Consider the following 20,411-nt stretch of genomic DNA (forward strand, 5'->3'; position numbering starts at 1 on the left):
CTGATCGGCGCATCAGCGACGAAGATGGGGCCGGTGGTCAGACCACCGGCCCCATCTGCATGCCCGGCGAGACTTCCGCCCGCCGCCGGGTGCCGGTCAGCCGTCGGCGGCGAGTCGGAAGCCGGTGTGGCCCAGCGAGGAGTCCGGCGTCGTCTGCGTCCTCGCGGCGACCCGGTAGCGGTTGCAGTAGGACCGGTGGCACAGGTAGGAGCCGCCGCGGACCACCCGGGCCCGGCCGTAGCGCGGCCCACGCGGGTCGATCCTGGTCTCCGGTCGATGATGGCGGTGCCAGGTCGGGGAGAACCAGTCCCCCGTCCACTCCCACACATTGCCCGAGCTGCCGTACACCCCGTAGCCGTTGGGAGGGAACGCATCCACCGGAGCCGTACCGAGATAGCCGTCCTCGGCGGTGTTGTGGGACGGGAAGGCGCCCTGCCAGATGTTGGCCCGGTGGCTCCCGCCAGGGGTGAGCTCGTCGCCCCAGGGATAGCTGGCCCGCTCGAGGCCACCGCGGGCGGCTTTCTCCCACTCGGCCTCGGTGGGCAGTCGCTTGCCGGCCCAGTCCGCGTAGGCGACCGCGTCGTTCCAGGAGACATGGACCACCGGATGGTCGGGAAGACCGGCCAGATCCGACCCGGGACCGAACGGCGACTGCCAGGTGGCGCCGCGCACCCCTCGCCACCAGGGTGCGCCGGGCACGGTCCCTTCGATCAGCCGGGGCGCAGCCTCAGCCCCGAGCAGCCCGGCGAACACGAACGACCAGCCGAACCGCTCCGCCTCGGTGCGGAAGTCGGTGGCTGCGACGAAGCGGGCGAACTGTGCATTGGTCACGGGGAACTTGTCGATCCAGAAGGTCGATATCCCCACCTGGCGTACCGGTCCCTCCCCGTCGGCGGGGAAGGCGTCGGACGACTCAGAGCCCATCCAGAACTCCCCGGCGGGGATCTTCACCATGCCGTCCCTCGACGGCGTGGCCGCCAAGGCACTCGGTGGCGAGGCGACCTGGGACGCGCCAACCCGGGGGGCGGCCAGATCGGCGGCCGGCAGGTCCGCAGTGGCGTCCCTGCGTGGCGCGCAGTAGCAGTGCGCGCCAGCGCTCTGGGCAGGCTCTCTGTCGTTCACACCTCATGATCGTACGTGCCCGCAGCGGAAGGTCGAGAGGCCGCCAGTAAGGTGCTGAGACGTGACCTCTCCGACGGCACCCGACCTCATCTTCATCATGGCCGACGACCACGCCGCCCATGCCATCAGCTGCTACGGCAGCAAGATCAACAGCACGCCCAACCTCGATCGGCTCGGCCGCGAGGGGATGCGCTTCGACAACTGCTTCTGCACCAACTCGATCTGTGCGCCCAGCCGGGCGTCGATCCTGACCGGCACCTACAACCATGTCAACGGTGTCACGACGCTGCACACCCTCTTCGACGCGGCTCAGCCCTCCTTCCCCGGGCTGCTGCAGCAGAGCGGATACCAGACGGCCATCTTCGGCAAGTGGCATCTCGGGCACGGCCCGGAGCACGACCCGCAGGGCTTCGACGACTGGCAGATCCTTCCCGGGCAGGGCGACTACCACAACCCGAAGATGATCAATGCCGATGGCGAGACCATCGTCGCCGGCTACGCCACCGACATCATCACCGATCTGAGCCTGGACTGGCTCGAGCAACGAGACCCGGACCGGCCGTTCTGCCTGCTGGTCCATCACAAGGCCCCGCATCGCCGCTGGGAGCCCGATCAGCAACATGCCGAGCTCTATGCCGACGAGCACATCCCCCAGCCAGTCACCTTTGCCGACGACTACTCCGACCGGAGCAACGCTGCCACAGCAGCACGGATGCGGGTCGACCGCGACCTCACGCCCGACGACCTCAAGGGTGAGGTGCCGGAGCAGTTGGACGCCGCTACCGCCGCCGACTGGAAGTATCAGAGCTACATCAAGGACTATCTGCGCTGCGTCGCCTCCATCGACGACAACGTCGGCCGAGTGCTCGACTATCTCGATGATCATGGGCTGAGCGACACGACGATGGTGGTGTACACCTCCGACCAGGGTTTCTTCCTCGGTGATCATGGCTGGTTCGACAAACGGTTCATCTACGAGCAGTCGCTGAGAATGCCCCTGCTGGTGCGCTATCCGGCCGAGGTCCCGGCCGGGTCGACCTGTACGGCCCTGACGGTCAACGTGGACTTCGCCCAGACCTTCCTCGATCTCGCGGGTGTCCCGGCGCCGGACCGGATGCAGGGCAGCAGCCTGCGCCCGCTGCTGCGGGGGGAGAGACCAACCGACTGGCGGGACACCGTCTATTACCGCTACTGGGAACACGATGACGCCGACCACGGCGTGTGGGCGCACTACGGCATCCGTACGGATCGCTACAAGCTCGTGTACTACTACTCCGACGGTCTGGGGCTGCCGGGTACGTCGGATCGACGGTTTGCCCCCGAGTGGGAGCTGTTCGACCTCGAGCGGGACCCAGACGAGCTGCACAACGTCTACCACCGGCCGGACTATCGCGAGGTGCGGGAGGTGTTACGGGCCGAACTGCGTACCCAGCAGACGACCCTGGCCGACCGGCCGCACCCGGACGAGCTCGAAAATCAGGAGTAGGCGACGTAGGCGAACCGGTCGCTGTCCGGCGCCCAGCTGTTGACGTTGATGGTGCCCTGGCCGCCGAAGAAGGCGACGACGTCGGTGCAGGGGCCACCCGACGGGGACATCGACCGCAGGATGACGTCCTTGTCCGCCGGATGGCCCTGCACACCTGGCGGGTAGCTCAGGTAGAGCAGCACCTGTCCGTCGGGCGACGGATGCGGGAACCAGTTGACCCGTTCGTCGTCGGTGAGCTGCTCCAGGTCCGAGCCGTCGGGCCGCATCCGGAAGAGCTGGGCGTGCCCCGGGGTCTGGGCCGCATACTCGGAGTTGAAGTAGATCCAGCTTCCGTCCGGGCTGAACTCCGGACCGTCCGACGGCGCCGGAAAGTCGGTTACTCGGGTGTCGGGGCCGCCGGCGGCCGGGATGGTGAAGATGCTCGCTCGGCCGAACTCCTTGCCCTGGTACGGTTCCACGCCGACGTAGGCGAGGGTGGTGCCGTCGGGCGAGATGCCGTGCAGGAAGTACCTGAACGGCGCGTCGTGTTCGTTGGACACCCGACGAGGTGCACCGCCCACGAGCGGCACCGCATAAAGGTGCCCGTCGTTGGCCGAGACGTACACCGTGTCTCCGTCAGGTGAGAGAACATGATCGTTGTTGACCCCGGGCACCTCACCGAGGTCGATGGGCGTCCAGTCCCCACCGTCCACCGGGACCGCGAACAGCAGGCCCTCGGAGTTGATGATCAGTCGCTCGCCGTCCGGCGTCCAGTTCGGTGCCTCGAAGTGGCGATCGGTCGACTCGAAGACCAACGTCGACTCGCCGGTGCTGAGCGAATGGGTCAGGAGCTGGGCCCGCCGGGCGCTGTCAGAAGTCACCTGCCCATTGTCCAGCCGGCGCCGTACCCGCCTCACCCGGGTCCTGCGCCCCTCTAAGCGCGTCCCCTGAGCCTTGTCGAAGGGCCGTGCCCTGAGCCTGTCGAAGGGCCGTGCCCTGAGCCTGTCGAAGGGCCGTGCCCTGAGCCTGTCGAAGGGCCGTGCCCTGAGCCTGTCGAAGGGCCGTGCCCTGAGCCTGTCGAAGGGCCGTGCCCTGAGCCTGTCGAAGGGCCGTGCCCTGAGCCTGTCGAAGGGCCGTGCCCTGAGCCTGTCGAAGGGCCGTGCCCTGAGCCTGTCGAAGGGCGCTCTTCGACAAGCTCAGAGCGCGGAGGCGCGGAAGCCCCCAGTGAACGCGCCCTGAGCTTGTCGAAGGGCACGCTCAGAGCGCGGCTGGTGCCTACACTCGAAACATGACTGGACGGCGACGGGGACTCGCTCTGGCTGTCGTCGGGGTCGCCCTGACGGCGTCGGCATCGTGCCAGTCTGCCAACATCAGCGAGAAGGATGCCTACGCGATCGGCTGCCCCGCCATCGACACCGTGATCGCGACGGGTTCTCTCGGAAGCAAGGCGGTGGTCGCGGGGCTGAAGGGGCTGCGGTCGAGTTCTGAGGTGTCCGCTGAGACCAGGAGCTGGCTGGACGCAGCCATCGGCCTGCTCGAGTCCGCCAACCCGGATGCCCTGCCACCGAAGGCCAAGAGGGTCCTCCTCGACGGCTGCGCGCACAACGGGCACCCGCTGCAGAACCTCACCTAGCCGAGTCCGCGAGCGGGGGACCGCCGCTCGCAGAAAGCGAGCAGGCCTGAGTCAGCGACCCAGACCCGCGCGGTCGACCTTCCGATGGAACCGCATCCCACCCAGGCCGCCGAGGATCGCGCCGATCAGGCTCACCACGACCACGCCGACCGCAGTCACGATGCCGGCTGTGGTGAGTGTTCCCTCGTTGACCGGGATGCGCGGGAAGCCGTTCAGCCGGGCGAGCACGTCGTAGTTCTGGCCGGCCAGGACTCCAAGGATCGCCACGACGATGGCGATGACGATCGCCCACAGCCAGACAGCGACGCCCTGCCGGAGGCCGTTGAAGCGGGACATCCTTCCGGCGACGTACCCACCGCAGTAGTAGGCGATGAAGATGACGACCAGCAGGATGATCCCGCCGGTCAGCCCGACCGTCTGGACGTTGGCGGTGTCGGTGGACTTGGGGAGGTCCTGGGTGGTCAGGCCGAGCGCTGCGCCGGTTCCGGCCACCAGCGCCGTCAGGATCACAGCGGTGCCGGTCGCCGTCAACCAGCCGAAGAAGGCGGCGCCCACCTTGATCCCACCGAACGCTTCCTTCTCGCGGGCCACGACCGCCCGCCGGTCCTCGGTGACGGGGACGACCGTCTCCTCCGCTGGGCGGCCCGTAGGTGGGGTCGTCCGATCTCCGGCCGGTGTGCGGCCCTTGCCCTCGTCGGGGTTGGTCGTCGAGCTCATGTCATTCCTCCAAGTCTCACCGGGTGGCCGCGCTGGTTGCGGGCCCCCATTCAGGCCTGCCCCCTCTGTACCCATTCCCGGGTTTCTTCTGCCGTCAGTGTAGGGCTGACGGCCAAGGGGGTCGCTGCGCCTCTCCGCTTCCACGCAACGCCTTCTTGTGGCGGGTTCGATCCCTGAAGCTGTCATTCCCACCACCTGTTCTTCGCGGAGATGTCACAGTGGGGGTGCGGGCGTCGCCGCAGTCAGGAGGGACCTCATGGGTCGTTCAGTCGTGATCGGTGCCAGCCTCAGCGGTCTCTTCACGGCGGTCGCGCTGCAGCAGCTCGACGGCGAGACATTGATCATCGAGCGGGACCTGCTCTCCGCTGCGTCGGCGCTCCCCAGGTCCGGTGTTCCCCAGGGCCGACATCCGCACGTCTTCCTCTACCGGGGCCTGCTCGCTGCAGAACAGCTGCTGCCGGGCCTGGGCGATGATCTGATCGCGGCTGGCGCCATTCCGTTCAACACCGGTGACCTGCCCTGGCTGAGTGAGGACGGCTGGTTGCCGACCGGTCGGCCAGGCTTCGAAGTGCTCTCTGCTACCCGACCGCTGTTCGAGGAGGTCGTTCGACACAGAGTGCTGACGCTGCCCGGCGTACAGCTGAGGGAGGGGGCCCGGGTGTCGGAGCTGCGCCGGGACGATGGTCGGTGGGACGTCGATCTGGCCGACGGGGGCAGTGTCCCTGCCGACCTCGTCGTCGACGCCTCCGGACGGTCGTCTCGGCTGTCGGTGTGGCTGACCCGGCTCGGCGTCACCGTACCCGAACCGACCGAGATCGATGCCGGCGTCGGGTACGCAACCAGGATGTACCAACCGGACCGAGAGCCCGACGACTGCCCCGGGCTGGTGCTCGCCTCGAACCCGACGACCCTGGCCGGCGGGATGGCGCTGCGTGTCGAGCAGGGCCGGTGGCTGATCTGCGCGCTGGGCTTCGGCACTCGGCGCCCGCCCCGGGACGAGTCCGAGTTCCATGACTTCTTGGCGACCCTGCCCGATCCGGTGCTTGCGGACCTGGCTGCTCGGTGGCGAGCCCTCGGCGACGTCCAGCTGCATCGCCAGACCGGGAACGTGCGCCGCCGGTTCGAGCGTTGCCGCGACTGGCCGGCCAGGCTGCTCGCGGTCGGTGACGCCCTCTGCGCCTTCGACCCGATCTACGGTCAGGGCATCACCGTCGGGGCCTGCCAGGCACTGCTGCTCCGGGATGCGTTCACGGCCGGCTTCACCCCGGCAGCCAGCCGCAGGCTGCAACGACGGATGGCCGGTCCCGTACGGACACCGTGGGACATCGCCACGTCGGAGGACCTGCGATTCCCGACCAGCCGAGGGCACCAGACCGCAGTGCAGTCACTGCTCGGCAGCTGGGCACGGGAGGTGGGACGCCTGGCGGTCCACGGGGACCGACGCGCGGCGGACGTCCTGGGGCGGGTCTATCACCTGGTGTCGACACCGCTGCTGCTGGCTCACCCGGCGCTGGTCGTTGCGGTGGCACGCAGCCGGCTGTTCGGCCCAGGCACCCCCGCCGCTCGGCCGGCGGTGCTGGACAGCCTGGTCGGCTATCCCCCCTGACGCGGGCGGCTCAGTCCGGGGTGACCATGAGACGCAGTGCTCTGGTCGGGCACTCCTTGGCCGCGCGACGGGCCAGCGCGAGCAGGTCGGGCCGGATCCTGCTGGTGTGCAACACCGGGTAACCCCACTCGTCCAGGTCGATGACCTCGGGCAGCCAGGCCGCGCACAGACCGTGCCCGGTGCAGGCGGTCGGATCCACCTTCAGATCGATGCTCATGCTGCGGCTCCGACCGTGACCGGGTCGGGGTGTCGACCGTTGCCCGCGCACCGGCCGGACCAGTGAGACTTCAGGTGGGAGCCGAAGACGTCCAGCGCGCTGGCCGCCTGACGCATGGCACCGTCGGGGTGTCGACACGCTCCCCTGCCGGCGATCACCGGCATCCGACGCTGCAGCCGGTCCCACGCCGACGGTCCGAGCCGACGATCGACCAGCTGGCCCCAGTCGGCGGCCACCGCCGGGAGCCCGAACATGCAGGGTCCACACTGCCCGGCGGACTCTCCGGCCAGATAGTCCAGGATCTGCTGGACCAACCGATGCGGGCACTCACCGACGGGCTGCAGATAGAGCAGTCCGGCGCCGAGGCTGACCCCTGCGGCCGCTGCCGACTCGGGAGACAGTGCCAGTCGTTCTGCGTCCTGCCAACGCAGCCAGGACCCACCGAAACCGCCCAGCAGCACCGCCCGGGGGCGGTCCGTCGGGCCACCAGCAGCCCAGACGACGTCGGACACCGGTCTGCCGAGGGGCACTTCGACTACTCCAGGTCGCACCACGGCACCGGCAACAGTGACCAGGCGACTGGACAGCCGGGGAGCCGTCTCGCCGGCCAGCAGCCGGGCCCACAGCTGGGCCATCTGCGCGCAGGTCTCGGCGTTCAGCACCAGCACCGGCACCCGGCCACGGCCGGGTCCGCCGAAGACGAGTGGCTGGGATCTGAAGCCGGGTCGTTCGGACTCACCGACGGCCATCGAGGCCAGCGCCGACTCCTCGCTGGCCACGTAACGCGGCGGAACCGCGAGCACGTCGACGTGTCTGAAAAGGTGCGCCTCCGCTGGCAGCAGGGCGCGCAGCTGCGCCAGGGTTGCAGAGCCGTGATGAGCCGCGAAGATCACCTCCCGCGCACCCACCGCCTGGGCGACCAGCGCAGCACCGTCGACGACCAGCCCGGCGGAACCGGCGAACAGCGTCGCGTCCTTGTGGACCAATGGTTCGCCATCACAGAGGTTGATGATCATCCGTGGTCGGTGTCCGGCGACGGCGCTGATCTTGGTGGCGGTCGGGAACCCTGCTCCCCCATGGCCACGGAGGCCCGCAGCCTGCAGCAGCGTCGTCAGGCGATGGAGATGCCCTGAACCGGTCGGGATGGGGATCCGGGTCGGGTTGGACAGCAGTGTCATGATCATCTCCAGGAATGGGTCAGGGTGGGACGGCGTCGAGCCTCCGCGGCCGCGGCCGTCGTACGCCAGAGGATGGCTGTCACCCCGCTGGCCAGGCAGCCGAGTGTGATCACCAGCATCACCGCGGTGTCCTTGGTCGAGGCACCCAGCCCATGGACGAGGGCGACCGGCCACAGGGCGTAGCTGAGCCAGTGGACCAGTCTCCAGGCCCGGTGCGGAATGTGCTGCTTGAGCAGAGAGGTCAGGACGACCGCGATCAGCAGGTCGAGACTGAGCGTGCCGAGGCCGACCCAGAATGGGTTGTAGCTGGAGCTGAACGGAACGATGGCCGAGATCCAGCCGATGTCGACGTACGTCTCGACCACGGTCGTGACCACGTGCACGGCGACGAAGATCACCATGGTCAGCGAAAGCGTCCGGTGCAGGGCAGCGCGGATGAAGTGGGGAGCCGACACAGGGGCGCCGCGACCGGCGGTCAGCGCACCGAGGACAACGGTCACGGTCAGCAGGACGATCGAGACCATGCCGCTGGCCCGGGCCAGGTACCACAAGGCCAGGTTCATGCCGACCTCGCCATCATCGGCTTCCGGTCCTCCGGCCAGCGGCTGACAAAGACCGCCATCCCTTCCTGGTTGACGAGCCTTGCGCTGAGTCCGCGCCTAGCCAGCCATTCCGGCGCCTCGGCGCCCAGGATGATGGCGGCGGTGGCGGCCGCATTGGCGCGCTCGCAGGTCGCCGCGGTGACGCTGACCGTCCGCCAGATCGGGGCGGCAGCGTCGCCGGTGCGGGGGTCGAGGATGTGGTGCACCCGCCGTTCCCCGGACCACCAGGTGCGCAGTGCCGTCGAGGAGGTGGCCAGGCCGCCGGATCGGATGGTCACCACCGGGCGGTCAACCTCACTGCCACCGCCGCCGGGACCGGATGCGTCGTCGATAGCGACGCGCCAGCCTCCGGCCGGTCCCGGTCCGGCCACCGCAAGGTCGCCGCCGAGGTTGACCAGATAGCTGCCACCCAGGGTGTCGCGACAGCTTCGCGCCGCCCGGTCGGCCGCCCACGCTTTGGCGCTGGCACCAAGATCAAGATCGACTCCCCGCGGGACCATCACCTGACAGGTGCCTTCCTCGTGGAACACCCGCCAGTAACCGGGCGCCCCGACCGGTTCCCCCAGCGGCGACGGCAGGTGCCGACCGCGGACCTGGGCGATGTCGGCGTCGTATCCGAGGGTCTCCAGCGCCCGGCAGATCGTCGGGTCGACCAGCCCCTGGGTGCGCTGAGCCGTCCTCAGTGCCGCAGCGATGGCATCGGACAGGATCGGGCTGATCGACACCATCCTGCCGTGGCTGAGTCGGCTCAGCTCGGACGGTCGGAACCGCGAACAGGCAGCGTCGAGCTCGGCCAGCTGCCCGCGGATGATCGTGGCGGCAGCCTCGGCCAGTTCCTCGGACTCGGCCAGCACCTCGCACCGGGTGCCGATGGCCTGCCAGCGACGGACGCTCAGCAGCCCCGGCGCCGACATCACGATCCCCCGGATGAGCTGTGGGAGTGGGATCCGGCGGCAGGCCCGGGTGCCGAGCTGCCCCAGCCATCGTCGCCCAGCCCACGATCATCCCGCGCACTCGAGCCGTCATCGCTGTGGGAAGACGAGTTCGCTGTGACCTGTTGCTGGTTGGCTGCGGCCGCCAGGCCCGACGTCACGGCGAATGCACCGGCGACCGCGGACGTGACGACGGCGGCCGACACGGCGACCCCGACTGTGACCTTGTGTACGGTCGTACGCCCCTGGTCGCGCAGGGAGATCCGCTGGGCGCGGGAGGAGTCATCGTTCATACGTCCACCATCGGGGCCGGACCTGTGCCGCACCTGTGCGATCTCTACCGTTTGGATATGACTCGGGCCCGAGGCGGCCCGCTCAGGCGACCCAGGGCCCGGGGGTGGTCCGTACCGGTGTGCCGGTCGCAGCGGCCTCGTGCATGGCCAGGCTGATCTGATGGTCTTGGCAGCCCTGGTCGAGTGGATACGGCTCAGGTCCCTCGTCTCGCACCCAGGCGCCCATCGCCAGCAGCATCGTGGCAATGGCGATCTCCTCGTCCATCAGCCGCAGGCCCTGGAACGGGTTGCGGTAGACGACGTCGCCCTCGAAGGTGAGGTGCTCGGTGTCATAGCCGTCCAGGTTGAGGTCGTAGCCGAGCTGCGAACGGGTCAGGCTGGACTTGATGATCGTCTCCGGACCGGTGAGATGGACGACCTGGTCGTCGGCGATCTCGCCCCGGCTGCCCCGGATCACGATGCGGCGCAACCGCAGCTGGTTGTGCCACTGGTTGTCGGTGAAGTCATACAGCCCGGAGCGACCATCGAAGTCGAGAATGGCCAGGGTGGTGTCGGCCTGGTGCTCCGTGTCGTCGCCGGTCCAGCCGTCGCGGCTGAGCGGGTCGACCAGCGGGGCGGGCAGCCGGGTCGCGGTCACCGTCACCGGGTCGAAGTCGACACCGAGCAGCCCGCGGATCATGGAGACCGCGTGGTAGTCGTGGGTGGAGGACACCTGGACCGAGGTCGGCGTGCCGATCACCCCGCGACGAACGATCTCATGACGGGCCGCGTGGCCGGGCATCAGCAGGTATTGTTCGGCGACCTGGACCAGACGTCGGCTGCCCACCCGAGACCAGAGATCGCTGAGACCGGGCAGGTCGGCGGCCGGCGGGGTCTCGGTGAGGACGGGAATCTTGTCGGCCACCAGGTCGCACACCACCGAAGGGTTGGTGTCCCGGGGCAGGCTGGTGATCACGAAGTCGGGCCGCTGATGCCGGACGAGCTCGGCCGTCGACAGGTAGGCGGGCACCTGCCAGCGCTGGGTCGCGGCCGCCGCCGCTTCCGACCGCCGAACCGCGAACCCGACCAGGCTGAGCTGCTCAGGCAGCAGCCCCGCGAGGCGGGCGAAGAACTCCGAGCGCCATCCGCTGCCGACGATGCCGAACGTTGTAGGACCAACCATTCCGACTCTCCTTCCACCGCACCGGGCGGTGTTGCTGGGCTGGGTCAGCCTCCATCATGGCCGCACCTCGTCGGACGCCTGCCTCCGCCCTCGAGCAGAGGCCTCAGGAGGCGTTCTGCTCCCAGGCGTCCTTGAGTCGCCGCCTGTCCTCAGCCGGGAGGGAGAACCATCGGAGTCCCCGAATCGCCCCTTCCAGGGCGAACAGCGCATTGATGCAGTCGTGAAGTCCGTTCGCCTCGAGGCGGCGGCAGGCGTCGATCGCGCCGACCGTCTGCAGCGTCTCCAGGTCGGGGATGGAGACCGCCCGAAGGTCGGCGGCGAGCTTGGGTCCGAGATTGACGACGTCCTCCAAACGGGTCATGCCCTCAGTGTCCCGCCGGGCGGCACCTTCCGTGCAAGAAGACGACCAGTCGTCGGTGGCGTGCTCCGGGTTCCCGGCGTAGCCGGTGCGGCGTGGCCCCGACGAGTGGTCGTTTTCTTGCACTGACCTGCTCGGCCGGGCGCGATGTACGGCTGGCGACCCGAGCCGGTGCCGGAGTAACGTCCAGTCATGGAGTGGGCAGCGCGCCTGCCGTGGACTGACGATGGGCTGCCCCGCCGCCCAACCGGCGCTGTGAGCGCCGAGGCTGCCGGGGGCGCGCCGAGAGCGAGTTCGTGAGGTGACCGAGCTGGGTCAGGCTGCCCGGCCGTCACGCTGGCAGCGGGTCCTCAACCTGGCGTGGCCGGGTCGACCGACCCGCTGGCGGGATCTGCCGGGTCGGCTGCAGCCGACCATGATGACTGTGCTGCGGCTCACCGCGGCAGCGGTGGTGTCCTATCTGCTGACCTTGGCGCTGACCGATGGTGTCGTCGATCTCACCGGCCCACTCACCGCGCTGCTGGTGGTCCAGGCGTCCGCCTTCTCGACGCTCAAGATGGGCGTCGTGCGGGTCGGCGCCGTCCTCTCCGGGGTGCTGGTGGCCATCCTGCTGTCGAGCTGGATCGGGCTGACCTGGTGGAGCCTGGGTGCGGCCATCGCCGCTTCACTACTGCTGGGCAAGGCGCTGCGGCTGGGTGACCAGGCGTTGGAGACGCCGATCAGCGCCATGCTGATCCTCGGCGTCACCAATCACGACGTGGCTGCCGAGGTCCGGGTGCTCACCACCCTGATCGGAGCCGGCGTGGGCGTGGCCTTCAACTTGATCTATCCCCCAGCCATGCCGACACGGCCCGCCGGACGGGCGCTGCTCCGGGTGGCCGACGCGGCGGCCGCCTCGTTGGACACGGCCGGGCACGCACTCGAGGCCGGCCCGGTGACCCGGGAGCAGGTCGAACACTGGCTGGACCGAGTCCGAACGGCCGGTCGCCGAGTGGCGGACGCCAACGATCTCATCGCACGGCTCCGGGACAGCCGGAGGCTCAACCCGCGCGCACTGGGCACGGCCGACGTCGCGCCCGTACTCGCGACCGGACTGGACACGCTGGAGCACTGCCTGTTGGCGATCCGCAGCCTCTTCGTTGTGCTTCTCACGGAGATTCCGATGACCGAGGAGCGCGAGGATCCTTACGGCGAAGAGCTCCGGTCAGCCTTCGCTGTCGTCCTGCACGATGTCGGAGACTGCCTGCGTGCGTTCGGCAGTCTCGTGGTGGCCGAGGCGGAGCAACGCGAGGAGGAGACCGAAGCTGCGCTCGCGGAGAGCCTCGACATCCTGCGAGAGACCCAGGCGATTCTGACTGAGCTGATCATGGTCGACGCCCGTGACAACACGTCCTCCTGGCTGCTCCGCGGCTCCACCCTGGCCGCGGTCGAACAGGTGCTGACGCAATTGAACTTGGAGAACCGGGCCCGAATCCGGCAGAGCTGGAAGGAGGAGCAGTCACGCCGACCGCTGGCCCAGCTGCCGTCCGCGATCCAGAACGTGCTGCCGCATCCGGACCGGCCCTACCTGCGTGGTCTGGATTCCGCCAGACCCCGCCGGGGGACGCAGCGGGACGACAGCCGCGCGGCCCCGAAGTCGACGGCCGACTGATCCAGTCGACGAGTCCGGGGCGGCCCGACTCAGTGCCCCGGCCATCTGGCCTGTGAAGATGGACGGGGCGGGACCCGAGGAGGAACGAGTCCAGTGAAGATGTACCCCTCGGCCAGCCATCAAAACAGGCTGCGGAGCAGCCCGTGAGGGAGAAAAGCCCGCCGCGTATAGGGCCTAAAGTCCCTACCGCTCGACTCGTCCCCGATTTTATGGTTGTGGAGATCTCAAAGGCGAGATGAGGCGTTGCTCGGCGGGGCTCATTGGGCGCAGCGCTTCAGCCGGAGACGCCAAAGCCGGCCCGGCTTTCTCGGGGGGGAAGACCGGGCCGGCTTTAGCGTGCCGCCCCTGGGGCCGGTCAGCCCACACTTTGATCTCACCCGTTGCTCGATTCCCAGTGGTGGAATTCGGTTGTCGAGAAGTGGCCCAACCGTACACACTGGCGCGTGGCCATGCACCCGAACCAGCTCGAGATCGAGCCCGAGACCGTCCAGGATCTTGTCGCGGACCAGTTCCCGCACTGGCGCGGGCTGGCGGTGCGACCGGTCACCTCGCACGGCACGGTGAACAAGGTGTTCCGCCTGGGCGAGAGGCTGGTGCTGCGGTTCCCGCTGGAACCGGGTCCCCCAGACGAAAAACGCGCCTGGCTGGTGGCGGAGGCCGACCTCGCCCGCAGTCTGCTGGGGCGGATGCCGGTGGCGACACCGGTGCCGGTGGCTCTCGGCGAGCCCGGTCGTGGTTACCCGCTCGCTTGGGCCGTCTATGGGTGGCTGCCAGGCACCGATGCTGCCACCGCCAGCGTCGGACATTCGCACCAGTTCGCCTGCGACGTGGCGGCCTTCGTCCAGGCTCTGCGACGACAGGACACCGGCGGCCGTACGTTCGACGGGCCCGGCCGAGGTGGGTCGTTGAGCTCCCACGACGAATACGTGGCCTCCTGCCTGGGCCGCAGCCGCGGGCTGATCGACGTCGAGGCTCTCGCACGGCTGTGGGGGCGGCTTCGCGAGACACCGCGCGCCGGAGCCAAGGATGTCTGGACTCACGGCGACCTCATGCCGGGCAACCTGCTTGCGGAGGATGGTCGGTTGGTCGCGGTGATCGATGTCGGGGGGCTGGCGCCGGCCGACCCGGCCCTCGACCTGATGCCGGCTTGGAACCTGATGGAGGCGGGGCCGAGACGGGCCTTCCGCGAGGCCCTGGCTGTGGACGAGACCGAGTGGGCGCGGGGCCAGGGCTGGGCGCTGGTCCAGGCGATCGGCTGCCTTTACTACTACCGCGTCACCAACCCGGTGATGTCGGCAACGGCGCACCGGACGCTGGAGGCGCTGCTCGACGAGCTCGAGCAGTGACGAGGCCGCGCGGACCGTGACCGCGGACCGGTCACTACCTCCCTCGCCTGGGACCTACTTCCTGCGGGCCTTCGGCTGCTTCGGGGGCAGATCGGCAACGTAGGCGAGCGCCGAGGAGATCCACTCATCCAGCTGCTGAGCTGTCGCGGCCGCCGGCAAGGTCAGGTATCCACCCATGGGACGCCCTTCCGGCCCGTAGGGGCCACCTCCAGCCTCACGCAGCCGCTCCTGGTCGGCCGGCGCGAGCTTCACGCCGATCTGCGACCCGAACAGCCCCATGAACATATTGCCGTTGACGAAGGCGCCGAGGTTGCCGAACATCGGCTTGACCTCCACGTCGTCTCGCTGTGGAACAAGTTCTCGGAAGCGCTCCTTGTCGGTCTCTGTCGGCTTCGGGATCTCCACGTGTCCGCCTCTCGCTCTCTCCCTCATTGCTCTCGTGATCATTATCGTTCGGCCGTGTCTGCCACCGCCCTCAACGCGAAATCCTTCACAAGTTGAATCCCCGCACAATCCTGAGCAGATCTTCAGTCGGCGCTCACTGCTGGCTGGAGTTGGGCAAAGGTCGGCCGGTCATTGTTGGTGTTGTCGGATCGGGGGGTTCGCACAGCCGCTCCGGACAACGTCCGGGGCACAGGGATCCGCGCGGTTGAGGTCATCGGTTCAGTACAGGGGGAGGACCGGCCACCATCAGCCGCGCGGATCTTTCCGTTTTCACGGCCCCTCGTGGTCGTTGGGGATGGTGATTCCCTTTGTGGGGTTCGGTCCCGCGCAGGTCTTCAGTCGGATCCCTCGATGACCCGCGCGAGTATCGCGGCATGACTGGTGCTGGGATCTCGGGTCGCGGTCAGCAGCGTGAGCGGACCGAGTCGTGCCAGTGTGCGCAGCTCATCCACCGCCTCGGTCACCTCCCCCGAGGTGAGTTCGTGCCGATAGCGATGCTCGAACTCCGCAAACCGGTCCGGGCGGTGGCCATACCAGCGGCGCAGCTCCGATGAAGGTGCGACGTCGCGGTTCCACTGGTCAAGGCGCGGATCGTCCTTGCGCAGACCACGGGGCCAGAGCCGGTCGACCAGGACCCGCCGGCCGTCGCTTGGCCCGCGCTTGTCGTAGACCCGACCGACCCGCACTCGCGCCTCCGATCCCATGATCAACATCACCTTTCACTCCAGGGCAGACTCAGCCCGCGATCTGTACGTCCCGTGCCGCAAAGCTCATGCCGAGTGCTCCGACTCCTGACGTCGTCTCAGGGGCCACCGCTGAGATGAGCGAGGACCAGGCCGACGGGGACACTGAGGAGGACCACCACCAGCAACAACCGGTAGGCCCAGCCGGCGGACCGGGAGACCACGTCGCCCACGGAAGGCCGGGCCTTGGGGCGGACGGCGTGGAGGGCGATACCCAGCGCGATCACGAGCAGCACACCGCCGCCATCGACGATGCCAGGGATGGCAGCAAGAGATCCCGCGATGACGGCCGCATTGCCCAATACCCAGCACGCCAGCTGCGTCCGGGCCACGACCGCGGACACCGGCCGGCCGACTCTCGTCTGCATTGCGCCGATCGCACATCCCGTCACACCGCACACCAGGACGAGATAAGCCGCCAGCCAGCTGCCCTTGTGGAGCACCAACGGTCCGGTGGCGGCGGCAACCGCGCCACCGAGGACCACGCAGCAGGCACCCAGTACGGCGTGGGCGACGGCGATCCGTTCCGTCACTGGGCGGACCGCGCCACCGGACCTGAGTGGGAGACCCTGGGTACGTCCTTTCGGTACCGAGAACCAGCTCATCAGCGCGACTTCCCGAGGCTGATCATGGTGCTACTCCTGTCGGGTGTGAGGTGGGCCAGGCAGAGGTCGGGTTCGACAAAAGGGTCCAGCCGGTCGACCGTGACCGGAGCCCTCCACGCCTCCAGCGCGCCCTGCATCAGACCGAGGTGGACCGGGCAGACGACCTGGGGCGTGGTCGCGGCGAGCTCCAGGAACGGACAGTGCCGCAGGCCGATCTGTGATCGGCCGTCGGTATCGCGTTGTTCTGGGGCGAAGCCCAGCTCATCGAGCATCCCCAGCAGTCGAGCGGCTGCCTCGCTTGTGCTCGGATCGCTACCGTTTTCGGCCTGACTTCCCAGCCGACGCCCCCAGGCGCGACCGGCCTCGACGGCTCGGGCGCTCGGCTCCGGCTCGGCAGCCAGGCTGAGAGCCAGCACCTCGGCCAGCATTCGGAAGTGCCGGGGTCCCGTGGGATCCATCCCCTGCCTTGCCCGGAACACCTGCGGCGGACGTCCAGTTGCCCGGTGGTCCCGCTCCGCCCGCTCTACCTGACCGCTCTCCACGAGCTTGTCGAGATGAAACCGCGCCGTGTTCGGGTGCATCCCGAGCCGGTCGGCTATGTCGGTGATGGTCAGTGGACCCTCGGCCTGTCGGAGTACCTGCAATACGTGACCGCGTGTACTCGCCGGGTCGGGCCGGTTCGGGGGTTCAGACATGGCCTTCAGCGCCATTCCCGCAGCGTCGCGATGAGGCGAGGCCGGCAGATCGCCGGAGCGCGTACGCACTGGTGGAGGCCATACCCTAGAGTTTACACAACACTAGATTGTAGAAACTCGTGAACGGGAGAACGTATGGTCGACCAGCACGCAACGGCGCCGGAGCTCGACGTGCGCCCACTGCGCAAACCCGAGAAGCACCCGACGATCTTCGCTACCTACCGAGACCTTCCCGTCGGCGGTTCGTTCGTGCTGGTCAACGACCACGATCCCCGGCATCTGCGGGACGAGTTCGAGGCCGACCATGCCGGCAGCTACGGATGGGAATACCTCAACACCGAGCCCCGTGACTGGCGGATCCGCATCACCAAGCGCACCACCGCCCCGCTTCCCCGAGTCCTGGTCAACACCGCGGACCTGACCGCGGCTGAGGACCGGCCGGATGCGTCGGGTGCGGTCTGGAAGCTCCAGGCGCGCGAGCGGGACCTGGACTCCAACATCATTGCCCTGCCACCCGGTGAGGGCATAGCCGAGCACGTCGGACCCGACCTCGACGTCCTCATCCACATCCTGGCCGGCTCCGGACAGCTCATCACCGAGGTCGGCCCGATCGACTTGGCCCCAGGCATGCTGCTCTGGCTGCCCCGTCGCTCCCGACGCCAGTTCGCCGCCGGAGCCGACGGCCTGCGCTACCTCACCGTGCACCAACGCCGACAGTCGCTGGTCCTCGGTACCAGCCGACTCGGGACGGGCGAGGCCCCATAACGGGTTGATGGTGGTCGACCACATTGCGGCGCGGGTGATATTCGGCTGCAACCCGCCGGCGGCAACAGCCGCGGTGCTTGTCTGTGGAGCTAAGGAGATTCGAACTCCTGACCTTCTCGATGCGAATGCCTCCTGGGCTCGTTCGCCGGCGTCCGGAGAGTGCGTATTGAGTGCATGTCAGACTCGGTGCGAAGTGGTCGGGGGTACGCCAGGGGGACGTGGCGGGAGCCGACTTGATCGGATCGGACCCGAGGTTGGCTGACGTCGGAACGTGTCGTTGCGAACGCGGGGCAAGGGCCCGGTGGTGCCGTTGCAGGCGTTACACGCAACGCAGCGGATGCCTCGGATGGCGCGCGATCGGTGCGTGGGGGTGCACAGAGGTGCACGTCCTCGTTGCCTTGTGCCCGTCTCCACATTCAGCGTAGGTAAGGGCAGCAGACGGTCTACAGGGTGGGTCGTTGACAGTCCCCTACAGCTACCACTCATGCTGTGAACAAGGGACTCAGGAGGGGGACGTGCCGATGCCTCACCAATGCTGGACCGTGGAGGAGTTGCAGCGGTTCGAACGGGAGCTCGTTGCGTCCGGCAAGCCCCGAGACACCGTTAACACATACGTAGACCGAGCCGGTCGTTTCGTTGCGTGGTTTGCCGGCGAATACTCGCCGCAGTCGAGGTGACCGCTTCGTCCCGAACCCTGGCAGGTGCGCGGGCTGCCATCGAGTTTGCGCCTGCAGCTCGTCCAGGATCGTCCGTTTTGAACGAGGTCGCGGCAGCGTCGTTTACAGTGAGTTCGACTGGCAGACCATCTGATTCGCAGGGTTCGATCGCTTCGTGCGACACCGTCCAAGGTCGTCCGTCGCACGGTCACGTCAAGATGAGAACGTCCGCCGACGGCCGGCCAGTTGGGCGGGAGTCTGGCTGCGGCGGCGGCCCAGGTTCCCGGCGACCTCCTGCTTGCAGATCGTCTCTTCCACGACCGCGGATGCGGTTGAAGCGGTGAGGTCGCTTTGAGACGATGGCCACGTGGGGAGAAACGTCGTCGTGGGTGCGGGCATCGCCGGGCTCGGGGCCGCCCTGTTCCTCGCGCGCGACGGTCATCCTGTAACGGTTTGCGAGATCGATGGGCCCCCACCTCCCGGGATCGACGAGCTGTGGTCGGACTGGGCGCGGCCGAACGTCCCTCACGGACGGCTCGGCCACGGCTTCCTGTCGGGCTTCTGCACAGAGCTACAAAGTCGGGCCCCTGACGTTCTGCAGGGCATCCTCGACGCCGGAGCGGTAGTCCAGGACCTCACCGAGCAAGCGCCGGAGGGGAAACGGGAGCCCGGGGACGAGCAGTTGATCATCGTCATGTGCCGCCGCCCCGTCCTGGAGGGCCTGCTGCGACGAGCGGTCGAAGCCGAGCCGTCTGTCACGATCCGCTCCGGCTGCCGCCTGGCGGGCGTGGTCGCCGAGCCGGGACGACCTCCCACCGTCACCGGCGTCCGGACGTCGGAGGGGGACGTGATAGCGGCCGACGTCGTGGTCATGGCCGGAGGCCGCCGTCTCCCGCTGATGAGATGGCTCGACGCGATCGGTGCGGAGCGGCCGGCGGAAGTCTCGGAGGGGTGCGGCCAGCTCTGGTACACTCGGTACAACCGTCTGCGTCCCAGGAATGGCGAGGACGGCACCGCAACGTTGATGGCGGCGTCGGCGATCCAGGACCTTGGCTACATGTACTACGCGTTCGGGCCTGGAGACCGCGGGACGTTCTGCTACGAGCTGGGAATCCCGGTCAGAGATCGCAGCCTCCGGGCCGTGCATGACCAATCGGTGTTCATGGCGGTGATCCATCTGATGCCGGAGGCCGCTGACCTGCTCGCCGACGGACGCTCCGAACCGGTCGGTCGGATGTGCCCGATGGGCGAGGAGCACAACATAGTGCGTGCGTTCCCGCGTCAGGGCGCGCCGCTGGCCCTGGGCTTGCACGTGATCGGCGACGCGCGCAGCCGCACGAACTCGCTCTATGCGTGGGGGGTCAGCCTCGCACTTCAGCAGGCTGCAGCGCTGACCGACGCCATCCGCGAGCACCCGACCGACAACGCCGCGCAGGCTTGGGAGCTGGAGGCGGCCGTGGCCGACGAAATCGAAGGCCGGTACCTTGTGTCGATGTCAGATGACCGTGCCTGGCTGCGGGCTATGGGTGTCGATCGACCCCGGGTCACGGATCGGCGGATCCGCGTGATCGATGAGGTGCTTCGACCGGCGAGCAAGGTGGACCGCCGGGTATGGCGCGAGTTAACACGCTGGAACATGTGTCTGCGTTCGACTCGATCCTTAGCAGACGACGACCAGTTGATCCGCCACGCGGAAGCTTTACGTGCTGGCCGCCAGTCGCCGGCCAAGGCGGCGAAGGATACGCCGGATCGAGGCACCGTACTGGGCACGATCAGCCGGTCAGGGCCTGAAACGCGTGCATGACGCACGTCAGGCCTGACACCGGAAGAGATCAGCGAGGGCCACCTGGATCGCCTTGCTGACGCAAGAGGTTCAAGTGAGTCTCCATGACCGCGGCCAGCTCGCTGACCAGGGCTTTTCTCAGCGCTCGCCAACGAGGCCGCCCGATGATGCCCGTCTTGGTGTACCAGCGCATGCCGAGAACGAGGGTCGCCTGATTCACGATCTGCGGCATACGGCGGCGTGCTTGTGGCTGCCTAGAGGAGTCGATCCGGTGACGGTGCAGGCGTGGATGGGTCACGCCTCGATTGCCACGACGAACCTCTACCTGCATCACCTGGGAACGGCCGCTGACCAGGCCGGATTGGCGCGTCTGAACGCTCTGAGGCACACCGGGGGCACGCCAGGCAGGTTGGAATCGAAATGACGGTGGTGTCACTC

22 protein-coding genes and 1 pseudogene are annotated in these 20,411 nt (G+C 68.3%); 8 read left to right on the forward strand and 15 right to left on the reverse strand.

Annotated features, from left to right (window positions below):
- Positions 1 to 96 precede the first annotated feature (96 nt).
- A complete protein-coding gene (locus JOE57_RS05100; protein WP_338041164.1) occupies positions 97 to 1,122 on the reverse strand; it encodes a formylglycine-generating enzyme family protein in 1,026 nt (341 codons plus the stop codon).
- Positions 1,123 to 1,183: 61 nt separating this feature from the next.
- On the opposite strand from JOE57_RS05100, the gene JOE57_RS05105 reads away from it, so the two are divergent.
- The gene (locus tag JOE57_RS05105; RefSeq protein WP_338041165.1) at positions 1,184 to 2,608 is read left to right on the forward strand and encodes a sulfatase family protein; all 1,425 of its coding nucleotides are present in this window, start codon (positions 1,184 to 1,186) and stop codon (positions 2,606 to 2,608) included.
- Here the strand turns inward: JOE57_RS05105 and JOE57_RS05110 are convergent.
- Positions 2,599 to 3,468 (reverse strand): TolB-like translocation protein, encoded by an 870-nt coding sequence (locus JOE57_RS05110; protein ID WP_204916693.1) that lies wholly within the window; start codon positions 3,466 to 3,468, stop codon positions 2,599 to 2,601. The genes JOE57_RS05105 and JOE57_RS05110 overlap by 10 nt on opposite strands.
- A gap of 407 nt (positions 3,469 to 3,875) precedes the next feature.
- Here JOE57_RS05110 and JOE57_RS05115 point away from each other — a divergent pair, with 407 nt between their 5' ends.
- Complete coding sequence (locus JOE57_RS05115; protein WP_204916694.1) at positions 3,876 to 4,220, forward strand: hypothetical protein; 345 nt, start codon at positions 3,876 to 3,878, stop codon at positions 4,218 to 4,220.
- 51 nt (positions 4,221 to 4,271) lie between these two features.
- Here the strand turns inward: JOE57_RS05115 and JOE57_RS05120 are convergent, their stop codons facing one another.
- Positions 4,272 to 4,937, reverse strand: coding sequence for a hypothetical protein (locus tag JOE57_RS05120; protein ID WP_204916695.1), 666 nt, complete (start codon positions 4,935 to 4,937; stop codon positions 4,272 to 4,274).
- 256 nt (positions 4,938 to 5,193) lie between these two features.
- Between JOE57_RS05120 and JOE57_RS05125 the strand changes: the two genes are divergently transcribed.
- Positions 5,194 to 6,543: an FAD-dependent oxidoreductase gene (locus tag JOE57_RS05125; protein ID WP_204916696.1), complete on the forward strand. Its 1,350-nt coding sequence runs from the start codon at positions 5,194 to 5,196 to the stop codon at positions 6,541 to 6,543.
- Positions 6,544 to 6,553: 10 nt separating this feature from the next.
- On the opposite strand, the gene JOE57_RS05130 is transcribed toward JOE57_RS05125, so the two are convergent.
- The 7 genes from JOE57_RS05130 to JOE57_RS05160 form a co-directional block, all read right to left on the reverse strand.
- The gene (locus JOE57_RS05130) at positions 6,554 to 6,760 is read right to left on the reverse strand and encodes a ferredoxin (RefSeq protein ID WP_204916697.1); all 207 of its coding nucleotides are present in this window, start codon (positions 6,758 to 6,760) and stop codon (positions 6,554 to 6,556) included.
- Complete coding sequence (locus JOE57_RS05135) at positions 6,757 to 7,938, reverse strand: NADH-ubiquinone oxidoreductase-F iron-sulfur binding region domain-containing protein (protein ID WP_204916698.1); 1,182 nt, start codon at positions 7,936 to 7,938, stop codon at positions 6,757 to 6,759. Before JOE57_RS05135 ends, JOE57_RS05130 begins: the two co-directional genes overlap by 4 nt.
- Before the next feature lie 2 nt (positions 7,939 to 7,940).
- The gene (locus JOE57_RS05140) at positions 7,941 to 8,501 is read right to left on the reverse strand and encodes a ferric reductase-like transmembrane domain-containing protein (protein ID WP_204916699.1); all 561 of its coding nucleotides are present in this window, start codon (positions 8,499 to 8,501) and stop codon (positions 7,941 to 7,943) included.
- Positions 8,498 to 9,454, reverse strand: a complete 957-nt coding sequence (locus JOE57_RS05145) for an FAD:protein FMN transferase (RefSeq protein ID WP_204916700.1) — start codon at positions 9,452 to 9,454, stop codon at positions 8,498 to 8,500. Before JOE57_RS05145 ends, JOE57_RS05140 begins: the two co-directional genes overlap by 4 nt.
- Positions 9,454 to 9,765 (reverse strand): hypothetical protein, encoded by a 312-nt coding sequence (locus JOE57_RS05150; protein ID WP_204916701.1) that lies wholly within the window; start codon positions 9,763 to 9,765, stop codon positions 9,454 to 9,456. The genes JOE57_RS05145 and JOE57_RS05150 overlap by 1 nt, the downstream gene beginning before the upstream one ends.
- Positions 9,766 to 9,847: 82 nt before the next feature.
- Positions 9,848 to 10,927 (reverse strand): Gfo/Idh/MocA family protein, encoded by a 1,080-nt coding sequence (locus JOE57_RS05155; RefSeq protein ID WP_204916702.1) that lies wholly within the window; start codon positions 10,925 to 10,927, stop codon positions 9,848 to 9,850.
- 103 nt (positions 10,928 to 11,030) lie between these two features.
- Positions 11,031 to 11,288 carry a TfoX/Sxy family DNA transformation protein gene (locus JOE57_RS05160; protein WP_204916703.1) on the reverse strand — a complete coding sequence of 86 codons (258 nt, stop codon included), beginning with the start codon at positions 11,286 to 11,288 and terminating at the stop codon, positions 11,031 to 11,033.
- A 298-nt stretch (positions 11,289 to 11,586) separates the two neighbouring features.
- Here JOE57_RS05160 and JOE57_RS05165 point away from each other — a divergent pair, with 298 nt between their 5' ends.
- Complete coding sequence (locus JOE57_RS05165; protein WP_204916704.1) at positions 11,587 to 12,936, forward strand: aromatic acid exporter family protein; 1,350 nt, start codon at positions 11,587 to 11,589, stop codon at positions 12,934 to 12,936.
- Between the two features lie 449 nt (positions 12,937 to 13,385).
- Positions 13,386 to 14,282 carry an aminoglycoside phosphotransferase family protein gene (locus JOE57_RS05170; RefSeq protein WP_204920233.1) on the forward strand — a complete coding sequence of 299 codons (897 nt, stop codon included), beginning with the start codon at positions 13,386 to 13,388 and terminating at the stop codon, positions 14,280 to 14,282.
- 54 nt (positions 14,283 to 14,336) lie between these two features.
- On the opposite strand, the gene JOE57_RS05175 is transcribed toward JOE57_RS05170, so the two are convergent.
- From JOE57_RS05175 to JOE57_RS18550, 5 genes and pseudogenes are all read right to left on the reverse strand, one after another.
- Positions 14,337 to 14,687, reverse strand: coding sequence for a TfoX/Sxy family protein (locus JOE57_RS05175; protein WP_204916705.1), 351 nt, complete (start codon positions 14,685 to 14,687; stop codon positions 14,337 to 14,339).
- A gap of 374 nt (positions 14,688 to 15,061) precedes the next feature.
- Positions 15,062 to 15,439, reverse strand: a complete 378-nt coding sequence (locus JOE57_RS05180) for a DUF488 domain-containing protein (protein ID WP_239579196.1) — start codon at positions 15,437 to 15,439, stop codon at positions 15,062 to 15,064.
- 89 nt (positions 15,440 to 15,528) lie between these two features.
- Positions 15,529 to 16,074 carry a hypothetical protein gene (locus JOE57_RS05185; RefSeq protein WP_204916706.1) on the reverse strand — a complete coding sequence of 182 codons (546 nt, stop codon included), beginning with the start codon at positions 16,072 to 16,074 and terminating at the stop codon, positions 15,529 to 15,531.
- On the reverse strand, positions 16,074 to 16,532 hold the full coding sequence (locus tag JOE57_RS05190) for a helix-turn-helix transcriptional regulator (protein ID WP_239580205.1): 459 nt from the start codon (positions 16,530 to 16,532) through the stop codon (positions 16,074 to 16,076). The genes JOE57_RS05185 and JOE57_RS05190 overlap by 1 nt, the downstream gene beginning before the upstream one ends.
- Before the next feature lie 72 nt (positions 16,533 to 16,604).
- Positions 16,605 to 16,784: pseudogene (locus JOE57_RS18550) on the reverse strand (helix-turn-helix domain-containing protein); the annotation flags it as partial.
- Between the two features lie 120 nt (positions 16,785 to 16,904).
- On the opposite strand from JOE57_RS18550, the gene JOE57_RS05195 reads away from it, so the two are divergent.
- The 3 genes from JOE57_RS05195 (at position 16,905) to JOE57_RS18910 (ending at position 20,397) form a co-directional block, all read left to right on the forward strand.
- Positions 16,905 to 17,534 carry a DUF2249 domain-containing protein gene (locus tag JOE57_RS05195; protein ID WP_204916708.1) on the forward strand — a complete coding sequence of 210 codons (630 nt, stop codon included), beginning with the start codon at positions 16,905 to 16,907 and terminating at the stop codon, positions 17,532 to 17,534.
- Between the two features lie 1,041 nt (positions 17,535 to 18,575).
- Positions 18,576 to 19,994 carry an NAD(P)/FAD-dependent oxidoreductase gene (locus tag JOE57_RS05200; RefSeq protein WP_204916709.1) on the forward strand — a complete coding sequence of 473 codons (1,419 nt, stop codon included), beginning with the start codon at positions 18,576 to 18,578 and terminating at the stop codon, positions 19,992 to 19,994.
- Positions 19,995 to 20,067: 73 nt separating this feature from the next.
- Positions 20,068 to 20,397 carry a tyrosine-type recombinase/integrase gene (locus JOE57_RS18910; protein WP_338041166.1) on the forward strand — a complete coding sequence of 110 codons (330 nt, stop codon included), beginning with the start codon at positions 20,068 to 20,070 and terminating at the stop codon, positions 20,395 to 20,397.
- Positions 20,398 to 20,411: the final 14 nt, after the last annotated feature.

It is taken from the genome of Microlunatus panaciterrae (assembly GCF_016907535.1).
Taxonomy (GTDB): domain Bacteria; phylum Actinomycetota; class Actinomycetes; order Propionibacteriales; family Propionibacteriaceae; genus Microlunatus; species Microlunatus panaciterrae.